Below are 20,605 nucleotides of genomic sequence, written 5' to 3'. Positions count from 1 at the left end.
TCGGGCTCTGGAATATCCGCGATAATGGCGATCCCCCTGATCCCGGCGAAGCCCGCATGCCCGACATCCTGGTCCTGTATTACAGCCGCGGCGGCTCGGTCGCCGCGCTCGCGCGCCAGATCGCCCGGGGCATCGGCGAAGTGCCCGGCATGCAGGCCCGGCTGCGCACGGTGCCGCCGGTCGCGCCGGTCACCGAATCGACCGCACCGCCCGTGCCCGACGAGGGCGCCCCCTACGCTTGCCGGGCCGACCTCGACGAGTGCATAGCCCTGGCCATGGGCAGCCCGACCCGCTTCGGCAACATGGCCGCGCCGATGAAACATTTCGTCGACTCCCTGGGCGCCGAATGGGCCTCGGGCACGCTGGTCGGCAAGCCGGCCGCCGTGTTCACCTCCACCGCCACCCAGCACGGCGGCCAGGAATCGACCCTGCTGAGCATGATGCTGCCCCTGCTTCACCACGGCATGCTGGTGCTGGGCATTCCGTTCACCGAATCCGCGCTCAACACCACCCGCACCGGCGGCACGCCCTACGGCGCCAGCCACGTCGCCGGCGCCGAAGACGACCCGGGCCTGTCCGATGACGAAAAGCAGCTGGCACGGGCCCTGGGCCGGCGCCTGGCCGAAGCCGCCCGGAAGCTGCAGGCATGAGCCGTTCCGGAAAGCTGGCCGGCGCGGCGATCCTGGCGCTGTTCACACTGCAGCTGGCCTGGCGCCTGTGGCTGGCGCCGCCCACCCAGGCCGCGCCCTGGATGATGGCGCTTTATTTCAGCCTGCCGATCCTGCCGGCGGTGGTGCTGGTGCTGCTGCGCCACCGCCGCGCCGGTTTCTGGGGCGCCCTGGCCGCCCTGCTCTATTTCTGCCACGGCGTGATGCTGGCCTGGTCGGCGCCGGACGTGCGCTGGCTGGCGCTGGCCGAAACGCTGCTGGCGTCCGTGCTGGTGCTGGCGGCCAGCTGGGATGGCATGCGTGCCCGTTTCGCGGCCCGCCGCGCCGGCAAGCCGGCCGTATAATCGCGCCGCGAAGGAGAACCCCCATGCAAGAGCTTCTGGTCGTCACCACCGGCGGCACCATCGACAAGGTGTATTTCGACGACAAGTCCGACTTCCAGATCGGCGAACCGCAAATCGGCAGGATCCTGCAGGAGCTGGGCGTCGCCTTCCGCTTCACGGTGATCCCGATCATCCGCAAGGACAGCCTGCACATCACGGCCGAAGACCGCGAACTGTTGCGCGCGACCATCGCCGCCCAGCCGGCGGCACACGTGCTGGTGACCCATGGCACCGACACGATGGTCGAGACGGCCAAGGTCCTGGCCTCGATCCCGGGCAAGACGATCGTCCTCACCGGCGCCCTGAACCCGGCGCGCTTCCGCGGCTCGGACGCCGAGTTCAACGTCGGCACCGCCGTTGGCGCCGTGCAGTCCCTGCCGCCCGGCGTCTACATCGCCATGAACGGCCGCATCTGGGACCCCGCGAAGGTCCGCAAGAACGTCACCGCCAATCGTTTCGAGGCCGTGGGGTCGTAGCGGACAAAAAAAGACCCCGGCGCAAGGCCGGGGTCCAGGGGTGTTGCCTGAATCACTGGATCAGAAGGTGACCGACCAGCTGTTGATGTAGCCCGTGTCGCCGTTGGCGTTGTCGTTCACCCGCAGCTTCCAGGTGCCGTTGAGCGCTTCCGAGGACAGGTTGACGGTGTAGGTGCCGATCACGTTGTTGGCACTGCCACCGCTGCGGTTGTGCAGGTTGTAGGTGGAACCATCCGGAGCCACCAGGTCGACCCGCAGGTCGCCCTTCCAGCTGTGGCGGATGTCCACGGCAACCGAGGCATTGCTCGGGGCATTGCCGCTACGGCCGGACACCGAGATCGGGCTCTCGACGGTGGAGTTGTCGGAGATCGTGTAGTTGCCGGTGTTGGTGTAGGTCTGCGGCTGGCTCGAACCACCGGTGGAGTAGTCACCCACCAGGCTGGCGCCCGAGAAGCTCGAGTAAGCCTTCACGCGCACGTGGTAGGTACCGGCCGACGGGGCGGCAATGGTGCAGGTCTCGTTGTTGCCGTTGAGGTAGGGACGGCAGATGTACGAGGTGTCGGTCGGCTGGCTGCCGAACTGCACGTACAGGTCGGCGTCACCGGTGCCACCCGACAGGTTGAAGGTCAGGTTGCTGGCGCCCGAGGGCACGGACAGGGTGTAGTACAGCGAGTTGCCCTGGGTGGCCGACAGGCCGGTCACGGCAACGCCCTTGGTCAGCGAACCACCGGTCGGCGGCGGCGGCGGCGGCGGCGGCGGGGTGCCACCACCGGCGGCGGCCACGAGGGCGTTGGCGTCGATGATGCCGGCGCCACAGCCACCCGAGCACGAACCCGACAGCGCGTAGGCCGTGGCCTTGAGGTTGGACTCGACCTCGGCCGGGGTCCACAGCGCCAGGCCAAGGGCCAGGCGACGGCTCTGCGCCAGGGCGACGGCGCCGGCCACGTGCGGCGAGGCCATCGAGGTGCCGTTGTAGGAGGCGTAGGACTCGCTGCCCGGCGTGGTGCTGCCACTGTTGAGCGTGGACAGGATGCCCGAGCCCGGCGCCGAGACGTCGATCAGGGAGCCGTAGTTCGAGAAGCTCGAACGGGCGCTGGAGCTGGTCACCGAAGCCACCGCGACCACGTTGTTGCAGCTGGCCGGGGAGAAGTTGGCCACGTTGGCATTGCTGTTGCCGGCGGCCACGACCACGGTGGTGCCACGGCTGACGGCGCCGTTGATGGCGTTCTGGGTCAGCGTGTCGCAGCTGCCGCTGCCGCCCAGGGACATGTTGATGACGTCGGCGACGTTGGCCGCGCTCAGGGTCGGCACGCCGGAGACGTTGCCGCCCGACGACCAGGTGATGGCGTCGGCGATGTCGGAGGTGTAACCGCCGCCACGGCCCAGCACGCGCACCGGCATGACCTTGGCGCCCCAGGCGGTACCGGCAACGCCCTTGGCGTTGTTGGTGACCGCGGCCACCGTGCCGGCCACATGGGTGCCGTGCCAGCTGGAGCCGTTGCCGCCGTAGTAGTCGCCCGGATCGCTCGGGTCGGAGTCGCGGCCGTTGCCGTCGCCGGCCACGGTGGCGTCATTGATGAAGTCGTAGCCGCCCTGGATGTTGGCGTTCAGGTCGGAGTGGCTGACGTGGCCGGTGTCGAGCACGGCGACGATGATGCCGCTGCCGTTGGCAACGTCCCAGGCCTGGTTGGCGCGGATGCCGGCGTCGGCGTCGAAGAAGCCCCACTGCTGGCTGTAGCTGCTGTCGTTGGGGGTCAGGGTGTGCTGCAGCAGACGGTCAACCTGCACGAACTCGACGTTGGGGTTGGCGGCGATCTGGCGCATCAGCGCCTCGGCGTCGGCCGCATTGAGCTTCTGGCTGGTCGAGATGACGTCGGCGCCCAGGGACATGCGGCGCAGGTGACGCGTCGCCAGCGGCTTGGGCGCGCGCGCGTCGCCGCGCTGCAGGCGGCTGGCCTGGATGAGCTGGTTGGCGCCGACGGACGCGGCTTCGAGCGAACGGCGCAGGGCCGCGGGATTCTGCGCTTCCGGCGCGTCTTCCTTGAACTTGACCACGAAACGATCGAATTGTTTGCCCGGCTCAAGGCCAGCGGTCTGGACCTGGGCGGCGAACGCGGAGCCGGCGAGAGCCAGCGAGGTAGCCGCGACGATGCCGCGCAGGCGGAGCTTGCGAGTGTAATTGCTCACGATTTTTGGATCCCCGAAATAGTGATGGCAACGAAGGCCGAAGAACGGCCGTGTTTGCATCCATGCCCCGGGTCCCCTGGAAACGCCCTCCCCTGCCGGGCCATTGCTTGGCCTCGAATGAATGCAGAGGGGGCTTACCACCCGGATGTGTGACGAACGTCTCAAGTTCATGACACCCAGCCGACGCTAACGTGACGAAAGTCACGGGTCAAGCGGCCACGCAACGAAAAACCGACCGTCCGTCGGCCAGTTTTCGATCGGTTAGGGCATGCCTACAATTCGCCGCAGGTGCTCAGGATCACTGTCGCGACGCGCAAGTTCCCGCGTACTCAGAAGATGCCGGTTTCCAGCCTCGCGGCGTCGGACATCATGGTCTGGTTCCAGGGCGGATCGAAGACGAGCTCGACGTCGGCTTCCACGATCGTCGGCACCTGCTCGACCTTGTCACGCACGTCCTGCACCAGGATGTCACCCATGCCACAGCCCGGGGCGGTGAGGGTCATGCGGATGTTGACGATGCGATCGCCGTCGCCGTTGCGGCCCAGGTCGCAGTCGTAGACCAGCCCGAGCTCGACGATGTTGACCGGGATCTCCGGGTCGAAGCAGGTGCGCAGCTGGTCCCAGACCAGCTTTTCGACCTCGGCGTCGCCCGCGCCCTCGGGCAGCACCAGCGGCGCCGGGCGTTCCTTGCCGATGGCGTCGGCATCGGGTCCGGCAATGCGGAAAAGATTGCCGTCGACGAAGACGGTGAACGAACCACCCAGGGCCTGGGTGATGTACCCGGCGGTACCGGCAGGCAGGGTGACTTCTTCGCCCTGGGGCACCATGACGGCGGCGCAATCACGCTCGAATTTCACCGGTTCGCTGGTTCGGGAATAACTCACTCGGGTATCGCCTGGCGGGAATCACGGCTATTTTAGCCCGCCCTGACCCCGGTAAACCGCCTTGAGCCCGACGCAGCGTTCCCGCCCCACCCTTGCGATCATCGTGGACGGGCTGCTGCCGACCCTGGCCTGGGTGGCCGGCGTCCTTGGCATGGTCGCGCTTTGGACGGCGGTATCGCTGGCCCTGCGCAGCCCCAGCGGCTGGCTGGCGCTGGTCGCCGCCGCCGACCTGGCCCTGCTGCTTCGGCTGTCGGCGATGCCGGCCAGCCGGTCGCGGGCCTGGGCGGCGGTGGCCGGCACGGCGCTGTCGATCGCGCTGGGCTACTGGTTCCATGCCGCGATCACGATGGGCGTGATGCTTGGCCTGCAGCCGGTGGAGTCGGCCCTGCGCCTGGGGCCGGTGCTGGCCGGCGAGCTGATCCGCCACACCTCCAGCGCCTGGGACCTGGCCTGGGCCCTGCTGGCCCTGCCGCTGGCCTGGAAGCTGGCCCGCTAGCGCCCCAATGAAAAGGCCCGCGCGAGGCGGGCCTTTCCGGGTGCAGCAGACACGAAGGCTCAGGGACGGCGCGCGAGCTCGGCTTCGACGTCGGCCTTGGCCCTGGGCATCAGGTCCTGCTTGGTTACGCCCAGCAGCAGCAGGATCGGGCAGGCCAGCAGGATCGAGCTGAGCGTGCCGATCACGACGCCGATCATCTGGGATTCGGCCATGCCCTTGAGCGAATGCCCACCGTAAACGTACAGGGCCAGCACGGTCAGGAAGGCGACGAAGGACGTGATGATCGTGCGCGACAGGGTCTGGTTGATGGACCGGTTCAGGACTTCCTTGGGCTCGAGCTTGTTGAGCAGGCGGAAGTTCTCGCGGACGCGGTCGAAGACGACGATGGTGTCGTTGATCGAAAAACCCATCACCGACAGGATGCCGGCCAGCACCGTCAGGTCGAATTCGTGCTGGGTGATCGCGAACCAGCCGCAGACCACCAGCACGTCGGCCATGGTGGCCAGGACCGCGGCGATGGCGAACTTGAACTCGAAACGGATCGCGATGTAGGCCAGGAAGCCCAGGGCCACGAAGATGGTGGCGTAGACGCCATTGAGCGCCAGTTCGCTGCCGATCTGCGGTCCGACGAAGTCACTGCGGACCACCTTGCCGGGATTGTCCGGCGACTGCGCCGCGGCGAGGATCGCCATGCCCGACTGCGCGGTGTTGTCGGCGTCCTGCGGCGAGCCGCCCTCCTCCGTCTCCGGCGGCTGCAGGCGGATGACGATGTCATTGCCCGAGCCAAAGGTCTGCACGATGGGGCTGTCGTAACCCGCCGCATCGAGCCGGGACCGGATGCCTTCCACGTCGGCCGGCTTCTCGAACTCGATTTCCACCAGCGTGCCGCCGGTGAAGTCGAGCGCGTAGTTGAAGCCCTTGGTCGACAGCGCGACCACGGAAACGAGCATCATCAGCGCGAAGATGCCGACGGTGACGTACCGCGCCCCCATGAAGTTGATCTTGGTGTTGGACGGGAAGAGTTCCACGCCGTCTCTCCTGGAAGTCGTTTAGATCGAGATCTTGGCAAGCTTCTTGCGCTTGCCATAGATCAGGGTGGCGATGCCGCGCGATACGGAAACCGCGGTGTACATCGAAGTGATGATGCCGAGCATCAGCGTGATGCCGAAGCCGCGGATGGGGCCGGAACCGAACACCGCCATCGCCAGGCCGGCCAGCAACGCCGTGGTGTTGGCGTCGGTGATGGTGCCCGATGCCTTGTCGTAACCGTTCGCGATCGACGCCAGGGGCGTGTTGCCGTTGCGCAACTCCTCGCGTATGCGCTCGTTGATCAGCACGTTCGCATCCACCGACAAGCCGACGGTGAGGGCGATGCCCGCCAGGCCCGGCAGGGTCAGCGTGGCGCCGATCAGCGACATCAGGGCGACCACCATCAACAGGTTGAGCAGCAGGGCCAGGTTGGTGACGATGCCGAAGGTCTTGTAGTAGACCAGGAAGAAGGCCAGCACGAACATGAAGGACCAGAACACCGCCTGGGTACCCGCGGCAACGTTCTCGGCGCCCAGGCTCGGGCCGATGATGCGTTCCTCGATGATCACCATCGGCGCCGCCAGCGAACCGGCGCGCAGCAGGCGGGCCAGGTCGGTGGCTTCCTGCTGGCTGTCCAGGCCCGTGGTCTGGAAGTTCTTGCCGAACACCCCCTGCAGCACGGCGGCGTTGATCACTTCCTCGCTGACGCGGCTGGTGATCACTTCCTTGCCGTCCACGATGCGCACGTCGGGGATGGTTTCGATGTAGACGGCGGCCATCAGCTGGCCGACGTTCTCTCGGGTGTGGGCCAGCATGCGGTTGCCACCGGAGCTGTTGAGCTCGATCTGCACCGCCGGGCCGCCGCCCTGCGGGTCGGGGCTGGAGGTGGCGTTGACCAGCTGGTCGCCGGAGACGATGACCCGGCGCGAAAGCAGGATCGGACGGCGGTTGCCGGCGGCGTCGAGTTCGCGGCTCATGTACAGGCGCGCGTTCGGCGGCACCACGCCGGTGGCGGCGGCCTGCTGGGCCTGGGTGCCGTAGTCGATGACGTGGCGGTATTCCAGGGTGGCGGTGGCACCGATCAGCTTGCGGGCCTCGGCGGTGTCCTGCACGCCGGGCAGCTGGACGACGATGCGGCTTTCGCCCTGGCGCTGGATCACCTGCTCGCCGACGCCCAGGCTGTTGATGCGGTTTTCAAGCGTGGTGCGGTTCTGTTCGATCGCGCCATCCATGATCGTCTGGATCAGCGTCGGCGTCAGGCGCGCGATCAGGCGGCCCGGCTGGGTGTCGTCCACCTGGATCTGCAGCTCCGGCGCTTCGCGCTGGATGGCCGAGAACACCGCCGGTACGTCGGCCGGGTCCTTGAGCAATACCTGGATGCCGTCGCTGGTGCGCGAGACGCTGGTGTAGGCGAACTTGCCCTCGCGCAGCACGCCGGAAATCTCGTCGGCGAAACCATTGCTGCGCTTTTCGATGGCGGCCTGCTGGTCCACTTCAAGCAGGAAATGGACGCCGCCCTGCAGGTCCAGGCCCATCGACATCGACCGGGCGCCGAAGGCCCCCAGCCAGTCCGGCACCGTGGACGCCAGGTTCAGGGCCACGGTGTATTCGCGCCCCAGGGTGTCGCGCAGGGTGTCGGCGGCCTGGGTCTGGTCGTCGGCGGTGTTGGTGCGGACGACCAGGCTTTCGTTTTCGATCGCCACCGACTTGGCGGCGAGGCCTTGCTGGTCAAGCGCCGCCTTCACCCGGATCAGCAGTGCGTCGTCGATGGCACCGCCGCGGTTGGCCGCGACCTGCACCGCCGGGTCCTGGGGATACAGGTTGGGCAGGGAATAAAAAGCCGAAAGCGCGATCAGGACCGCGGCGAGGACATATTTCCAGGTGGGGTACTGAAGCATGGGCGACAACCGTTGGCGGCCCCGTCAGGGCCGTGAATGAATCGGATGGGGACGAATCAGGCGGACTTCAACGTGCCCTTGGGCAGTACCGCGGTGATGGCGCCACGCTGGACCTTGATGCTGACCTTGTCGGCCACTTCGACGGTGACGAAGGATTCGCCGAGGTCTTCGATCCGGCCGGCGAGGCCGCCGCTGGTGAGGACCTCGTCGCCCTTCTGGAGCTTGGCGATCAGCTCGCGGTGCTCCTTGGCCTTTTTCATCTGCGGGCGCAGCAGCAGGAACCAGAAGACGACGAACAGGAGGATGAGCGGCAGCAGGCTCATCAGCGGGTTGCCTTGGGCGGTGCCGCCGGCCTGGGCGGCCGCGGGAGAAACCAGGAAATCGAGCAGGTTCATGGACTTGCGTATCCGTGGGAAAAGACCAGCGGGCAAGTATGCCATAGGCGCCGGGGGGGCCTGGGGCCCTGGGAGTCAAGCCACCTCCCGTGGGAGGGACTTCCATCCCCCAAGGCAAAGATTCGCGCCGGAAGGCGCTGCTACAGGGAAGGGGCGGGCTGGGCGGCGCGGGCGGCGTGGAAGGCGGCGCGGAAGTCCTGGAATCGGCCGGCTTCGATGGCGGCGCGGATGTCGCGCATCAGCTGCTGGTAGTGGTGCAGGTTGTGGATCGTGGCCAGCATCGAAGCCAGGATTTCGTTGCAGCGCTCCAGGTGGCGCAGGTAGGCACGCGAATAGCCGCTGCGGCAGGTGTAGCAGGTGCAACCTTCCTCGATCGGGCGCAGGTCCTTCTCGTACTTGGCGTTGCGGATGCGCACCTGGCCGCCGCGGACGAAGTAGTGGCCGTTGCGGGCGTTCCGGGTCGGCATGACGCAGTCGAACATGTCGATGCCCCGGGCCACTGCCTCGACGATGTCCTCGGGTTTGCCCACCCCCATCAGGTAACGCGGCTTGTCGGCCGGCAGCTGCGGGCACAGCGCGTCGAGCGTCGCGTCGCGTTCCTCGGGTGGCTCGCCTACCGCCAGGCCGCCCACGGCATACCCGTCGAACCCGATGTCCACCAGCCCCGCCGCCGAGCGCGCGCGCAGCTCCGGCCAGGTCCCGCCCTGCACGATGCCGAACAGCGCCGCGTCGTTGCCTTCGTGCGCGCGCTTGCTGCGTTCGGCCCAGCGCAGGCTCAGCTCCATCGACGTGCGCGCCACCGGCTCGGTGGCCGGGTACGGCGTGCATTCATCGAAGATCATCACGATGTCCGAGTCCAGCGCGCGCTGTACCTGCATGCTGACCTCGGGCGAAAGGAAGACCTTGGCGCCGTCGGTCGGTGAGGCGAAGGCCACGCCCTCCTCGCTGATCTTGCGGCGCTTGGCCAGCGACCACACCTGGAAGCCGCCGCTGTCGGTCAGGATCGGCCCGTTCCACTTGCAGAACCCGTGCAGGCCACCGTGCGCCTGGATCACTTCCATGCCCGGCCGCAGCCATAGGTGGAAGGTATTGCCCAGGATGATCTCGGCGCCGACCTCGCGCAGGGTCTCGGGCAACATCGCCTTCACCGTGCCGTAGGTACCCACCGGCATGAAGGCCGGGGTTTCGACCGTGCCGCGCGGGAAATGCAGGCGGCCCCGGCGGGCGAGGCCGTCGTCGCCGAGGTGTTCGAAGCGCATGCGGCTCATCGGGCCGCCCCGGGGAAGAGCAGCATGGCGTCGCCGTAACTGAAGAAGCGGTAGCGCTCGCGCACCGCATGGGCGTAGGCGGCCAGCACGCGCTCGCGCCCGGCGAAGGCGGAGACCAGCATCATCAGCGTGCTTTCCGGCAAGTGGAAGTTGGTGACCAGGGCGTCCACGGTGGTGATGCGGTGGCCGGGGAAGATGAAGATGTTGGTGTCGCCGGCATAGGGTTTCAGCGACCCGTCGCGGGCCGCGGTTTCCAGCGCCCGCACCACGGTCGTGCCCACCGCCACCACCCGGCCGCCGGCGGCGCGGGTGCGCGCCACCTGCTGGCAGAGTTCGGCGCCGACATTGAGCCATTCGCTGTGCATCGTGTGCTCGTGCACCGATTCAACCCGCATGGGCTGGAAGGTGCCGGCACCCACGTGCAGGGTCACGTGGCCGAACTGCACGCCCTTGCCCTGCAGCGCCGCCAGCAGCGGCTGGTCGAAGTGCAGGCCGGCGGTAGGTGCGGCAACGGCGCCGGTATGGCGCGCGAACAGGGTCTGGTAACGCTCGAGGTCCTCGCGGCCCGCCTCGCGCTGGATGTAAGGCGGCAGGGGCATGCGGCCGGCGCGCAGCAGCAGTTTTTCCAGCGGTTCGTCGGTGAGGAAGCGCAGGCGGTAGAACTCGCCTTCGCGGCCGATCACTTCCAGGTCGGTGCCTTCGTCGAGCGTGATTCGGCCGCCGGCCTTGGGCGACTTGCTGGCGCCGACCTGGGCCAGCACCTCGTGCCCGCCCAGCAGGCGCTCGAGCAGGATCTCGACGCGGCCACCGCTGTCCTTGGTGCCGAACAGGCGCGCCGGGATCACCCGGGTGTCGTTGAACACCAGCAGGTCGCCCGCCCGCAGGTAGTCCGGCAGGTCGCGCACCTGGCGGTCTTCATAGGCGGCCTGCCCCGGCGGCACCACCAGCAGGCGGCTGGCGGAGCGTTCGGCAAGCGGCGCCTGCGCGATCAGCTCGGGCGGCAGGTCGAAATGGAAGTCGGACTTCTTCAAGGCGGCATCGGGGCGTGGCGGGCCGGCATTATCGCCCAATTGGCCTCGGCGGCCCGGCCCCGGCCGCTACAGCCAGCCTTTGGCGCGGGCGCTGCGGTAGGCCTCGATGCGGTTCTCGGCACCGAGCTTGCCGATCGCCTCGGAAAGATAGTTGCGCACGGTGCCCTGGCTCAGGTGCAGGCGGTCGGCGATGTCGGCGGTTTTCACCCCTTCGCCGGCCAGGCGCAGGACCTGGCGCTCGCGTTCGGTCAGCGGGTCGTCTTCGCCCCAGGCGGCGACCGCCAGCTGCGGGTCGATTGCACGGCCACCGGCATGTACCTCGCGCAGGGCCCGGGCCAGCTGGGCCGACGGCGCGTCCTTGAGCAGGTAACCGCGCACGCCCGCCTCCAGCGCGCGGCGCAGGTAACCGGCGCGGGCGAAGGTGGTCAGGATCACCACGCGGGTCGGCAGCTGCGCGGCCTGCAGTTTCAGGGCCAGGTCCAGGCCGGTCATGCCGGGCATTTCGATGTCGGTCACCAACAGGTCGGGGCGGTGCGTCTGCACCTCCCGCCAGGCGGTGTCGCCGTCGCCGGCTTCGGCCACGACCTGCAGGTCGGGCTCCAGGCCCAGCAGCGCGGCCAGCGCGCCACGCACCATGCCCTGGTCCTCGGCCAGCACCAGGCGGATCACGGGGCCGGCTCCTGCAGGGCCGGGCGCGGCAGGCTGAGCACCAGGCGGGTGCCGGCGCCGGGCGTGGAGTCATACTGCAGGCCGCCGCCCAGGGCGGACAGGCGTTCGCGCATGCCGGCCAGGCCGGTATTGGGTTCGATGGGGCCGCCACGGCCATCGTCGCTGATCAACAGCTGCACGCCGCTGGCATCCGCGCTCAGTTCAACGTCCACGCGTTGGGCATGGGCGTGGCGCAGGATGTTGGTCACGGCCTCGCGCAGTCCCAGCGCCAGCACCGACTCGGCCTCGGGCGAAAGCGCCACCGGCGCGATGCGCTGGTCCAGCCGCACTTCCGCCGACAGCAGGGCCAGCCGCGCCGCCGCCAGTTCGGCCTCCAGGCCGGTGGCGCGGATGCCGACCACGGCCTCGCGCACCTGCGCCAGCGCCTTGCGCGCCACCGATTCGACTTCCGCCATCTGCGCCTTGGCTTCCAGCGGGGAGCGATCGACCAGGCGGCCGGCCAGTTCACTCTTGATCGCCACCAGCGAAAGCGTGTGGCCAAGCAGGTCGTGCAGGTCGCGGCCAATGCGCTCGCGTTCGGCCATGGCGGCCAGTCGCGCGACTTCCTGCTGGGTAAGCCGCAGTTCCGAGTTGCGGCGGTATTTTTCCCGCGAATACAGCGTGCCCGCCAGCACCAGGCCGCCGATCAAGGCCGCCATGCCGCCCCAGGCGAGCGCCAGCCGCACGGTCGGCATCAGCCACCAGAACTGCGCGGCCAGTGCGGCCAGCAGCAGCGCCGCCACGACGATGGCCAGGCGCGGCCGGAATGCCGAGCCGGCCATGCCGCAGGCGTAGATGAGGAAGGTATTGCCGCCCGGATTGAAGGGCACCAGGCCATAGCCCACCAGGGCCACGCCCAGCACCAGCCAGGGCCGGGCCGGCGGCGACGATCGATAGAAGCCAAAGTGCAGCGGCAGGAACACCACGATTGCCACGGCGCTTGCCAGCAGCGCCCGGGTCGGGCTGATCGGCGCGAACGCCAGCGGCAGGAACACGAACAGCAGGTAGGCCAGGGTCACCCACGGGCTGTCGTGGATGTCATCGCCGCGTTTGGGCGGCGGCGCCCGATCGTGGTGGGCCAGTCGTTTCATCAGGCGCGACCTTAGCCGATTCCGGTCCACGCGCGCGCGGGGTTCAGAGCCTGCGCATGCGGAACGCGGCCAGCGCCAGCAACGCGACCGTCATGCCGGCCAGCACGGCGGCGTGCAGGCCGTAGTTCACGCCCTGCAACTGGCCGATGACACCCAGGGCCATTTGCGCCAGGTGCCAGGCCGGCCACACCACCGCCAGCTTCTGCACCAGCACGGGGAAGGCGAACAAGGGCATCCACAGGCCCGACAGGACCGACATCGGCAGGTAGACCAGGTTGACGATCGCCACCGCCGCCTGGCCCTTGACGAGGGTGCCGATCAACAGGCCCAGGGCGCAGAAGGGCGCGGTGCCCAGCAACAGCACCGCCACCAGCTTCAGCCACACCAGCGGGTCGACGCGCACGCCACCAAAACCGATCGCGGCGATCGACAGAAGACACACCACGGCAAGCCCGAACACCAGGCTCATGAAGATCTTGGCCAGGAAATAGGCGAAGGTCGGCATCGGCGATACGCGCTTGAGCTCGAGCCAGCCTTTCTCACGCTCGATCGCCAGGCCGACGCCGAAGCCGAACAGGGCCGGACCGATCACGCCGAAGGCGCCGTAGGTGGCCAGCAGGTAGGCCGACTTCTGGAAGTCCCCCCACTGCCCCGGCAGCAGGATCGCGAACAGCACGTAGAACACCACCGGGAAGGCCAGCGACGGGATCGCGAACGCCGGCGTGCGTAGCACGCGCAGGAACTCGAACCAGGCCTCCAGGGCCTGGATGCGCCAGAGCGAAGGCGCGGCGTGGGCGAGCGTATTCATGCGGTTTCCTCCATCGGGGCGGCGGCGGTGAGCGAGAGCACGGCGTCCTCGAGCGGCAGTGGCCGCACCTCGAGATCGGTGAGCGTGGTGTCGGCGGCCAGCCAGCGGCGAAGCAGGCTTTCGGTGTCGCTGCTGACCAGCTCCACGCGCCCTTCGTGCTCGCGCGCGCTGGCCACGCCTGGCCACAGGCGCAGGTCGGCGGCCGCCAGGCGGCTGCGCGCGCTGATTCGCTTGCCCTCGGCGCGCGACTTGATCTGCGCCGGACTGCCTTCGGCCAGCACCCGGCCGCCGGCCATCAGCACGATGCGCTGGGCCAGGGCGTCGGCTTCCTCCAGGTAATGGGTGGTGAGCACGATCGCCGTGCCTTCGTCGCGCAGGCGGCGGATGACCGCCCAGAAACCGCGGCGCGACTCGACGTCCAGGCCAACCGTCGGCTCGTCCACGAACAGCAGCGGCGCCCGGCCGCAGATCGCCAGCGCGAACTGCACGCGCCGCTTCTGTCCGCCCGACAGCGCGCCGTAGGGCCGGCGGGCCAGGTCGGCGAGCCCGGCCAGTTCAAGCGTTTCCTCCAGGTGCCGAGGCGCCGGGTAGTAGCTGGAAAACAGCCGGATGTGTTCCGCCACGCGCAGGGTGTCGGGCAAGTCGCCGTCCTGCAGCATCACGCCGATGCCCCGGCGCACCTCCGGGCGGCGCGGGTCGCCGCCGAACAGTTCGACCGTGCCGGCGTCGGCGCCGATCCGACCGGTCAGCAGGCCCAGGGCCGTGGTCTTGCCGGCGCCGTTGGCGCCCAGGATGGCCAGCACTTCGCCGGCGCGGACGGCCAGGTCGACGCCGGCCAGGGCCTGCACGGGGCCGTAGGATTTCCGGGCACCGGCCAGGCGGGCCAGCACGGGGCGTGGGTTCGTCGAAACGGTCATGGCGGGTTCCTCGATGGCCTGCCCGCAGTCTCCGGCCCCGGTGCCGGCCGGGGCAGTGGCGGTCATCAGCCAGGACGCGTGACAGCTGTCATCCGGGGCCCGCCATTTCAAACACCCGGGGGTTACGCGGCCCCGGGCGCGGTGGTAATATCGGCCACAAGTCTTTGATTTTCAACGCAAGACCCGACGCGCGAGGGCCTACCTCGCGTTTTGTTTTGGGTCCGGAGAACGCCATGAACGTGATCGAAATCCTCAAGCCGCTGCGCCAGCACGCCGGTACCGTCCGCACCCCCGGTCTCGACGACGCCAGCCTGCAGCGGCTTGCCGGCCGCTTCCCCGAACTGGTGGAAGCCGCGAAGGCCGCCGTCGAGGCGCACGACGCGATCTCCGCGGAATTCGCCGACCTGCTCGACCTCGACGAGCAGGCCCAGGTCGAGGCCGTGCAGGGCAACTTCGTCAACTTCTATCCCGACGACGCCATCAACCCCTACGTCGCGCTCGCCGCACGTGGCCCCTGGGTGATCACGCTCAAGGGCGCGGTGGTCCACGACTCCGGCGGCTACGGCATGCTGGGCCTGGGCCACACGCCGGCACCACTGCTGGCGGCGATGTCGCGCCCGCAGGTCATGGCCAACATCATGACGCCCTCGCTGTCGCAGCTGCGCGTCGCCCGCGCGCTGCGCAAGGAAATCGGCCACACCCGCGGCGGATGCCCGTTCGCGAAGTTCCTGTGCCTGAACTCGGGCTCGGAATCGGTGTCGCTGGCCGGCCGCATCGCCGACGTCAACGCCAAGCTGCACACCGACGCCGGTGGCCGCCATGCCGGCAAGCGCGTCAAGCGCGTCGCAGTGAAGGGTGCCTTCCACGGCCGCACCGAACTGCCGGCGCTGTACTCCGATTCGAGCCGCAAGAACTACCTGCAGCACCTGGCCAGCTACCAGCACCACAACGACCAGCTGCTGGTGGTCGAGCCCTATTCGGTCGAAGGCCTCAAGCAGGTCTTCGCCGACGCCGACGCCAACGGCTGGTACATCGAGGCGATGTTCCTCGAGCCGGTGATGGGTGAAGGCGACCCGGGTCGCGCCGTGCCGCCGGAGTTCTACGCCGCCGCGCGCGAACTGACCCAGGCCCACGGCACCCTGCTCCTGGTCGATTCCATCCAGGCCGGCCTGCGTGCGCACGGCGTGCTGTCGATCGTCGACTACCCGGGTTTCGAAAACCTCGAGGCGCCGGACATGGAAACCTATTCCAAGGCGCTCAATGGCGGCCAGTACCCGCTGTCGGTGCTGGCGGTGAACGAACGCGCCGCGGGGCTGTACCGCAAGGGCGTGTATGGCAACACCATGACCGCCAACCCGCGCGCACTGGACATCGCCGCGGCGATGCTCGACGCGCTGACGCCGGAGCTGCGCACCAACATCCGCGAACGCGGCCAGGAATTCCTGGACAAGCTGGCCAAGCTGCGCGACGAACTGGGCAACGGCCTGATCACCAAGGTCCAGGGCACCGGCCTGCTGTTCTCCTGCGAACTCGACCCGTCCTACAAGTGTTACGGCGCCGGCTCGACCGAAGAGTTCATGCGCGAGCGCGGCATCGGCGTCATCCACGGGGGAACCAACTCGCTGCGCTTCACGCCGCACTTCGGCGTCACCAGCGAGGAAGTCGACCTGGTCATCGACCACATCCGCATCGCCCTGCTCAAGGGGCCGCGCAAGACCCAGGCCGCCGCGGCCTGAGGGAGCGTCCATCGCGTGCGTTCAGAGCCCGGCGGCCTTGCGCCATAGCAGCTGGGTCAGCGGGGCGATACGGCCGGCAAGGCCGAGCACGTGGCCGCGCAACAGGGTCGGCAGCATGGCGTCATTGCTGAAGGCGCGGTTGATGGTTTCGAAGGAATAGGCGGCCAGCGTATTTTCGCTGCGCCGCGTGCGCGCCCAGCGGGCGAGGCGATGCGGGCTGGCGAAATCGCTGCCGCGCGCAAGCGCCTGCTGCCAGGAGGCACGCAGGGCCGCCACGTCGCGCAGGCCCAGGTTCACGCCCTGCCCGGCCAGTGGATGCACCACGTGCGCGGCGTCGCCCGCCAGCAGCACGCGCCCGGCCACCTGCGCGCTGGCCAGCTGGCGGCGCAGCGGGAACGCCGCCCGCGCCGACACGGAAACCACCTCGCCCAGGCGCGCGTCGAAGGCACGCGTCAGCTCGCGGCGAAAAGCCTCTTCATCGGCATCGAGCAGGCGCTGCGCTTCGGCCGCCGGCAGGCTCCAGACGATCGAACAACGCCCGTCCGCGCACGGCAGGAAGGCCAGCGGCCCGGTTGGCAGGAAACGCTGCCAGGCCGTGTCCTCGTGCGGGCGTTGTGTGCCGACGTAGGCGACCAGGCCACGCTGCCCGTAGTCGTGGGCCTCGGCGTCCAGGCCGGCGCAGGTGCGCACTTTCGAAGCGGCGCCGTCGGCGCCCAGCACCAGCCGGCCGTGCAGCACGGTGCCGCTGGCCAGCCATACCGCGGCCAGGTCGTCCTGCTGCTCGATCGATTCAAGTTTGTCGGGGCAATGGCGATGGATGCGCGTTTCACCGGCACAGGCGGCCCAGAGCCGGTCGACCAGCAATGCGTGCTCCACGATATGGCCCAGGGCGGGCCGGCCGAAGGCGTCGGCGTCGAAACACAGCTCGCCGCCGCCGGCCGCGTCCCAGACGCGCATGCGCCGGTAGGCCTGCGCACGCGCGGCGCGCACGTGGTCCCAGACACCCAGGTCCGCCAGCAGGGCGGCGTTGTCGGGCGCGAAGGCGTAGACGCGCAGGTCCGGCGCTTGCGCATCCCAGGCCGGCGGCGCGTGTGCCTCGACCAGGGCCACGCGCAGGCCGTCGCGTGCCGCCGCCAGCGCCGCCGCCGCGCCCACCACGCCGGCACCGACCACGACCAGGTCGAAAGGGTCCCGCCGGCTCATGCGTTCGGCCTCGAAAGATCCGGCACCTGGCCGCGGTAGCCCATCGCACCGGCGGCAAGCGGCGCCGCCAGCCCGGGCAGGTGGCCCAGCGCCAGCAGGCCCAGCGAACGCAGCACGTGCATCGGGAACCCCGCGTTGGCGGTGGCGCGCGCCAGCCCGTCGCTGAATGCCAGCGTGCGCTCGCGGTCCTCGCGGCGCGACTGCGCGTAGTCGGCCAGCCGCGCGGCGTCACCCGGGTCGCCGCCGTCGAGCCTCTGCGCCAGCGCCAGCGCATCGCGCAGCCCCAGGTTGAAACCCTGGGCGCCGATCGGATGGATCGACTGCGCGGCGTTGCCCATCAGCACCGCGCGCGGCGCCACCAGGCGATCGGCGACGATGCGCGCCAGTGGATAGGCGCTGCGCTTGCCGACCCGGCGCACGCGACCGGCGCGCCAGCCGAAGCGCTGCTGGAAATAGTCGGTGTAGGCGGCATCGGACAGCGCCAGCACGGCATCGGCCTGGTCGCGCGCGACCGCGCAGATGGCTCCGTAGTGACCACCGGCCATCGGCAGCAGCGCCACCGGTCCCTGGTCGGTGAAGCGTTCCCAGGCCGTGCCGTCCGGCGCACGGTCGGTGGCCAGGCTGCACACCACCAGGGTCTGCCCGTAATCGTGTTCGCTGGCGCCAATGCCCAGGGCCGCCCGCGCCAGCGACCGGCTGCCGTCGGCCGCCACCAGCAGGCGGGCGCGCAGCTCCCTGCCACCGGAAGCCGGGTCCAGCCGTACGCGCGGACCGTCGGCATCGGGTGTCACTTCCAGCACCGTCGCCGGGCGGTAGCGCTCCAGGCCCTGCACCGTGGCCAGGCGCGATTCCAGCGCCTCGCCCAGCTCGCGGGCGAGCACCACGCCACCGAAAGCATCGTGGCCCATCTCGGCGGCCTCGAGCCGCACCGCGCCGAAGTCGCCGGCGCGGCTGACGTGCACGCGCCGGATAGGTGCCGGCGGCGTCGCCAGGCGCGGCAGCACGTCAAGCGCGGCCAGGGCATTGAGGCTGGCCGCGGCCAGCGCCAGCTTGCGCTCGTCGAAACCTGGGGCGCCCGCCGCAGCGGCGCTCGCCTCGACCTGTCCGATCCGCCAGCCGCGGCCGTCCAGCGCGCAGGCCAATGCACTGCCCACCAGGCCACCGCCGAGGATCAGGATGTCGTGGTCGAAGCCGAGTTCGCGTGACATGCCGCGCATGATACCCGCCCGGGGTAACCGGCCGGCGATGGCCGTGCACTTCCGCTAGAATGCCGGCCTGGCCGTTGCCTTCCGGAATCCCTTGCCCATGACTTCGATCTCCCGCTCCCGCCTCGCCGTGTTCACCGTGCTCGCCGTATTGATGGCCGCCACGCGGCTGAACCACTTCGGCATGGTGCCCGATGCGTCCTGGGCGGTCTTCGCGATCGGCGGCTTCTACCTGGCGGGCAGCGTGCGCTGGGCCTTCCCGGCGCTGATGGTGCTGGCGGTCGCGGTCGACTACGTGGTGATCAGCGGCACCGGCACCAGCTTCTGGAACCACTACTGCGTTTCCCCGGGTTACTGGATGCTGCTGCCGGCGCACTTCGCGCTGTGGGCCGCCGGCGCCGGCCTGCGCCGCTTCGGCCAGGACAAGCCGCTGCGCCAGTTGGCCGGCCTGGCCCCGGCGCTGCTGCTGGGCGTGGCGGTTTGCCACCTGTTCGCGCAGGGCGGCTTCTACTGGCTGTCGGACGTGGTCGCCAATCCCAGCGTCGCCGGCTGGGCGAAAAACTACGCCGACTGGTTCATGCCCTACCTGGGCACCACCGCCCTTTACGTGGGCCTGGCCGTGGTCGTGCATGCGCTCGTGGGCCTGGTGCGCCGCGCCAGCGCCGCGAGCAGCGGCAACCTGGCCGGCTGACCCGGCCATGGGCAACCGGCTGTCCAAGATCTACACCCGCACCGGCGACGACGGCAGCACGGGCCTGGGCGACGGCACCCGCGTCGCCAAGGACTCGGCCCGCGTCAGCGCCTACGGAACCGTCGACGAAGCCAACTCGGCCATCGGCATCGTGCTGGCCTGCGAGATTCCCGACGACATCCGCCAGGTGCTGGTGTCGGTCCAGCACCAGCTGTTCGACCTCGGCGGCGAACTTTGCATCCCCGGCCATGCGGCCATCCACGACGCCGACATCGACCGGCTCGAAGCGCAGCTCGATGGCTTCAACGCCGACCTGCCGCCGCTGAAGGACTTCATCCTGCCCGGCGGCGGCCTGCCGGCGGCACACTGCCACCTGGCCCGGACCATCTGCCGTCGCGCCGAACGCGAGACGGTGACGCTTTCGCACCACGATGCGGTGCGCCCGCAGGCCATCCGCTACCTCAACCGGCTCTCGGACCTGCTCTTCGTGCTCGCCAGGGTGCTGGCCCGCGCCAGCGGCCACGGCGAAACGACCTGGAACCACGAGCGCCGCAAGGGCTGAGCGTGCTGCTCTATACCCATCCGGCCTGCCTCTCGCACGATCCCGGCGCCGGGCATCCTGAATGTCCGGCGCGCCTCGAGGCCGTGCTGCACGCCCTTCGCGCCGCCTACCCGGACCTGCCCTGGCGGGAAGCGCCTGCCGCCAGCCGCGACGCGCTGCGCCGCGTGCACGCGCCCTCGCTTCTCGCCGAGGTGCTTGACGGCGACAACCACGGCCCGCGCCGCCTGGACGAAGACACCGCCATGTCCGCCGGTTCGGCCGAGGCCGCGCTGCGCGCCGCCGGTGCCGGCGTGGCCGCCGTGGACGCGGTGATGGCCGGCGAAGGCCCGCAGGCCTTCTGTGCCGTGCGCCCGCCGGGCCACCACGCCACCCGCGGCGTCGCCATGGGTTTTTGCCTGTTCAACTCCGTGGCGGTGGCCGCCGCCCACGCCGTGCATGCGCACGGCCTGCACCGGGTGGCCATCGCGGATTTCGACGTGCACCACGGCAACGGCAGCCAGGACATCTTCGCCGGGGATCCCCGGGTGATGTACCTCAGCTCGCACCAGTCGCCGCTTTATCCCAACACGGGCGATCCCGGGGAGCACGGCGTCGGCAACCTCGCGAACGCCACCCTGGCGCCCGGCGCGGACAGCAAGGCCTTCCGGGAGGTCTGGCAGGACGGGCTGCTGCCGCGGCTGGAGGCGTTCCGGCCCCAGCTGCTGCTGGTTTCCGCCGGCTTCGACGGGCACCGCCTGGACCCGCTGGCCGACCTGGCGCTGGAAGCCGACGACTACCGCTGGCTGTCGGCCGAACTGGCCGCCCTGGCGGGCCGCCACGCCAACGGGCGCCTGGTGTCGCTGCTCGAAGGTGGATACAGCCTTTCGGCGCTGCGCGCCTGCAGCGTTGCCCATTTGCAGGGCTTGCTCGACGCCGCCTGAACCCTGCGGGGCCGCGCGTGTTGCCCCGCCCGGCGGCATGGGCGAAGCT

At 69.6% G+C, this 20,605-nt stretch carries 20 protein-coding genes and 2 pseudogenes; 8 read left to right on the top strand and 14 right to left on the bottom strand.

The features are described from left to right. The first annotated feature begins 56 nt into the window (after positions 1 to 56). From wrbA to ACYVJH_RS13670, 3 genes are read left to right on the top strand one after another with little or no spacing between them, the layout of a single operon-like run. A complete protein-coding gene (gene wrbA, locus ACYVJH_RS13680) occupies positions 57 to 650 on the top strand; it encodes an NAD(P)H:quinone oxidoreductase (RefSeq protein ID WP_460455198.1) in 594 nt (197 codons plus the stop codon). After that, the gene (locus tag ACYVJH_RS13675; RefSeq protein ID WP_460455197.1) at positions 647 to 1,012 is read left to right on the top strand and encodes a DUF2069 domain-containing protein; all 366 of its coding nucleotides are present in this window, start codon (positions 647 to 649) and stop codon (positions 1,010 to 1,012) included. Before wrbA ends, ACYVJH_RS13675 begins: the two co-directional genes overlap by 4 nt. Before the next feature lie 23 nt (positions 1,013 to 1,035). Further along, entirely contained in the window at positions 1,036 to 1,527 is a 492-nt protein-coding gene (locus tag ACYVJH_RS13670) for an asparaginase domain-containing protein (protein ID WP_460455196.1), read from the top strand. Positions 1,528 to 1,587: 60 nt separating this feature from the next. On the opposite strand, the pseudogene ACYVJH_RS13665 reads toward ACYVJH_RS13670, so the two are convergent. The 3 genes and pseudogenes from ACYVJH_RS13665 to sufT all read right to left on the bottom strand — a co-directional run. Next, a pseudogene (locus ACYVJH_RS13665) lies at positions 1,588 to 1,818 on the bottom strand (proprotein convertase P-domain-containing protein); the annotation flags it as partial. A gap of 132 nt (positions 1,819 to 1,950) precedes the next feature. Further along, a pseudogene (locus tag ACYVJH_RS13660) lies at positions 1,951 to 3,717 on the bottom strand (S8 family peptidase); the annotation flags it as partial. A gap of 326 nt (positions 3,718 to 4,043) precedes the next feature. Continuing rightward, positions 4,044 to 4,598, bottom strand: a complete 555-nt coding sequence (gene sufT, locus ACYVJH_RS13655; protein ID WP_460455195.1) for a putative Fe-S cluster assembly protein SufT — start codon at positions 4,596 to 4,598, stop codon at positions 4,044 to 4,046. Positions 4,599 to 4,659: 61 nt separating this feature from the next. Here sufT and ACYVJH_RS13650 point away from each other — a divergent pair, with 61 nt between their 5' ends. Continuing rightward, entirely contained in the window at positions 4,660 to 5,094 is a 435-nt protein-coding gene (locus ACYVJH_RS13650; protein ID WP_460455194.1) for a hypothetical protein, read from the top strand. A 59-nt stretch (positions 5,095 to 5,153) separates the two neighbouring features. On the opposite strand, the gene secF is transcribed toward ACYVJH_RS13650, so the two are convergent. The 9 genes from secF to ACYVJH_RS13605 all read right to left on the bottom strand — a co-directional run bounded on the left by secF (position 5,154) and on the right by ACYVJH_RS13605 (position 14,239). Further along, positions 5,154 to 6,086: a protein translocase subunit SecF gene (secF, locus tag ACYVJH_RS13645; RefSeq protein WP_460455223.1), complete on the bottom strand. Its 933-nt coding sequence runs from the start codon at positions 6,084 to 6,086 to the stop codon at positions 5,154 to 5,156. Between the two features lie 57 nt (positions 6,087 to 6,143). Further along, positions 6,144 to 8,021, bottom strand: a complete 1,878-nt coding sequence (secD, locus tag ACYVJH_RS13640) for a protein translocase subunit SecD (RefSeq protein WP_460455193.1) — start codon at positions 8,019 to 8,021, stop codon at positions 6,144 to 6,146. A 56-nt stretch (positions 8,022 to 8,077) separates the two neighbouring features. Beyond that, positions 8,078 to 8,416 (bottom strand): preprotein translocase subunit YajC, encoded by a 339-nt coding sequence (yajC, locus tag ACYVJH_RS13635; RefSeq protein WP_460455192.1) that lies wholly within the window; start codon positions 8,414 to 8,416, stop codon positions 8,078 to 8,080. A gap of 140 nt (positions 8,417 to 8,556) precedes the next feature. Continuing rightward, positions 8,557 to 9,684 carry a tRNA guanosine(34) transglycosylase Tgt gene (tgt, locus tag ACYVJH_RS13630; protein WP_460455191.1) on the bottom strand — a complete coding sequence of 376 codons (1,128 nt, stop codon included), beginning with the start codon at positions 9,682 to 9,684 and terminating at the stop codon, positions 8,557 to 8,559. Continuing rightward, complete coding sequence (gene queA, locus ACYVJH_RS13625; RefSeq protein ID WP_460455190.1) at positions 9,681 to 10,715, bottom strand: tRNA preQ1(34) S-adenosylmethionine ribosyltransferase-isomerase QueA; 1,035 nt, start codon at positions 10,713 to 10,715, stop codon at positions 9,681 to 9,683. Before queA ends, tgt begins: the two co-directional genes overlap by 4 nt. A 66-nt stretch (positions 10,716 to 10,781) precedes the next feature. Further along, on the bottom strand, positions 10,782 to 11,384 hold the full coding sequence (locus ACYVJH_RS13620) for a response regulator (protein ID WP_460455189.1): 603 nt from the start codon (positions 11,382 to 11,384) through the stop codon (positions 10,782 to 10,784). Continuing rightward, on the bottom strand, positions 11,381 to 12,514 hold the full coding sequence (locus ACYVJH_RS13615; RefSeq protein ID WP_460455188.1) for a sensor histidine kinase: 1,134 nt from the start codon (positions 12,512 to 12,514) through the stop codon (positions 11,381 to 11,383). Before ACYVJH_RS13615 ends, ACYVJH_RS13620 begins: the two co-directional genes overlap by 4 nt. Positions 12,515 to 12,557: 43 nt before the next feature. Further along, on the bottom strand, positions 12,558 to 13,322 hold the full coding sequence (locus ACYVJH_RS13610; protein WP_460455187.1) for an ABC transporter permease: 765 nt from the start codon (positions 13,320 to 13,322) through the stop codon (positions 12,558 to 12,560). Further along, positions 13,319 to 14,239, bottom strand: coding sequence for an ABC transporter ATP-binding protein (locus ACYVJH_RS13605; RefSeq protein WP_460455186.1), 921 nt, complete (start codon positions 14,237 to 14,239; stop codon positions 13,319 to 13,321). Before ACYVJH_RS13605 ends, ACYVJH_RS13610 begins: the two co-directional genes overlap by 4 nt. Before the next feature lie 233 nt (positions 14,240 to 14,472). Here ACYVJH_RS13605 and ACYVJH_RS13600 point away from each other — a divergent pair, with 233 nt between their 5' ends. Next, positions 14,473 to 15,975 (top strand): aminotransferase class III-fold pyridoxal phosphate-dependent enzyme, encoded by a 1,503-nt coding sequence (locus tag ACYVJH_RS13600; protein WP_460455185.1) that lies wholly within the window; start codon positions 14,473 to 14,475, stop codon positions 15,973 to 15,975. A 21-nt stretch (positions 15,976 to 15,996) separates the two neighbouring features. Here the strand turns inward: ACYVJH_RS13600 and ACYVJH_RS13595 are convergent, their stop codons facing one another. After that, entirely contained in the window at positions 15,997 to 17,178 is a 1,182-nt protein-coding gene (locus ACYVJH_RS13595) for an FAD-dependent oxidoreductase (protein WP_460455184.1), read from the bottom strand. Further along, a complete protein-coding gene (gene ubiH / locus ACYVJH_RS13590) occupies positions 17,175 to 18,386 on the bottom strand; it encodes a 2-octaprenyl-6-methoxyphenyl hydroxylase (protein ID WP_460455183.1) in 1,212 nt (403 codons plus the stop codon). The genes ACYVJH_RS13595 and ubiH overlap by 4 nt, the downstream gene beginning before the upstream one ends. Positions 18,387 to 18,483: 97 nt before the next feature. On the opposite strand from ubiH, the gene ACYVJH_RS13585 reads away from it, so the two are divergent. The 3 genes from ACYVJH_RS13585 to ACYVJH_RS13575 are packed head-to-tail and all read left to right on the top strand — an operon-like array spanning position 18,484 to position 20,556. Beyond that, positions 18,484 to 19,074: a hypothetical protein gene (locus tag ACYVJH_RS13585; RefSeq protein ID WP_460455182.1), complete on the top strand. Its 591-nt coding sequence runs from the start codon at positions 18,484 to 18,486 to the stop codon at positions 19,072 to 19,074. Positions 19,075 to 19,081: 7 nt separating this feature from the next. Beyond that, positions 19,082 to 19,636: a cob(I)yrinic acid a,c-diamide adenosyltransferase gene (locus tag ACYVJH_RS13580; RefSeq protein WP_460455181.1), complete on the top strand. Its 555-nt coding sequence runs from the start codon at positions 19,082 to 19,084 to the stop codon at positions 19,634 to 19,636. Between the two features lie 2 nt (positions 19,637 to 19,638). Further along, positions 19,639 to 20,556 (top strand): histone deacetylase family protein, encoded by a 918-nt coding sequence (locus tag ACYVJH_RS13575; protein WP_460455180.1) that lies wholly within the window; start codon positions 19,639 to 19,641, stop codon positions 20,554 to 20,556. Positions 20,557 to 20,605 lie beyond the last annotated feature (49 nt).

Source organism: Arenimonas aestuarii (genome assembly GCF_054781715.1).
This window is presented reverse-complemented; position numbering and strand designations above follow the sequence as displayed.

What these genes read in the sequence shown, in the direction of transcription:
- wrbA (WP_460455198.1), top strand. Translation starts at nt 57, where the DNA reads ATGCCCGACATCCTGGTCCTGTATTACAGCCGCGGCGGCTCGGTCGCC.
- ACYVJH_RS13675 (WP_460455197.1), top strand. Translation starts at nt 647, where the DNA reads ATGAGCCGTTCCGGAAAGCTGGCCGGCGCGGCGATCCTGGCGCTGTTC.
- ACYVJH_RS13670 (WP_460455196.1), top strand. Translation starts at nt 1,036, where the DNA reads ATGCAAGAGCTTCTGGTCGTCACCACCGGCGGCACCATCGACAAGGTG.
- secF (WP_460455223.1), bottom strand. Translation starts at nt 6,086, where the DNA reads ATGGGGGCGCGGTACGTCACCGTCGGCATCTTCGCGCTGATGATGCTC.
- secD (WP_460455193.1), bottom strand. Translation starts at nt 8,021, where the DNA reads ATGCTTCAGTACCCCACCTGGAAATATGTCCTCGCCGCGGTCCTGATC.
- yajC (WP_460455192.1), bottom strand. Translation starts at nt 8,416, where the DNA reads ATGAACCTGCTCGATTTCCTGGTTTCTCCCGCGGCCGCCCAGGCCGGC.
- tgt (WP_460455191.1), bottom strand. Translation starts at nt 9,684, where the DNA reads ATGAGCCGCATGCGCTTCGAACACCTCGGCGACGACGGCCTCGCCCGC.
- ACYVJH_RS13615 (WP_460455188.1), bottom strand. Translation starts at nt 12,514, where the DNA reads ATGAAACGACTGGCCCACCACGATCGGGCGCCGCCGCCCAAACGCGGC.
- ACYVJH_RS13610 (WP_460455187.1), bottom strand. Translation starts at nt 13,322, where the DNA reads ATGAATACGCTCGCCCACGCCGCGCCTTCGCTCTGGCGCATCCAGGCC.
- ACYVJH_RS13605 (WP_460455186.1), bottom strand. Translation starts at nt 14,239, where the DNA reads ATGACCGTTTCGACGAACCCACGCCCCGTGCTGGCCCGCCTGGCCGGT.
- ACYVJH_RS13600 (WP_460455185.1), top strand. Translation starts at nt 14,473, where the DNA reads ATGAACGTGATCGAAATCCTCAAGCCGCTGCGCCAGCACGCCGGTACC.
- ACYVJH_RS13595 (WP_460455184.1), bottom strand. Translation starts at nt 17,178, where the DNA reads ATGAGCCGGCGGGACCCTTTCGACCTGGTCGTGGTCGGTGCCGGCGTG.
- ubiH (WP_460455183.1), bottom strand. Translation starts at nt 18,386, where the DNA reads ATGTCACGCGAACTCGGCTTCGACCACGACATCCTGATCCTCGGCGGT.
- ACYVJH_RS13585 (WP_460455182.1), top strand. Translation starts at nt 18,484, where the DNA reads ATGACTTCGATCTCCCGCTCCCGCCTCGCCGTGTTCACCGTGCTCGCC.
- ACYVJH_RS13580 (WP_460455181.1), top strand. Translation starts at nt 19,082, where the DNA reads ATGGGCAACCGGCTGTCCAAGATCTACACCCGCACCGGCGACGACGGC.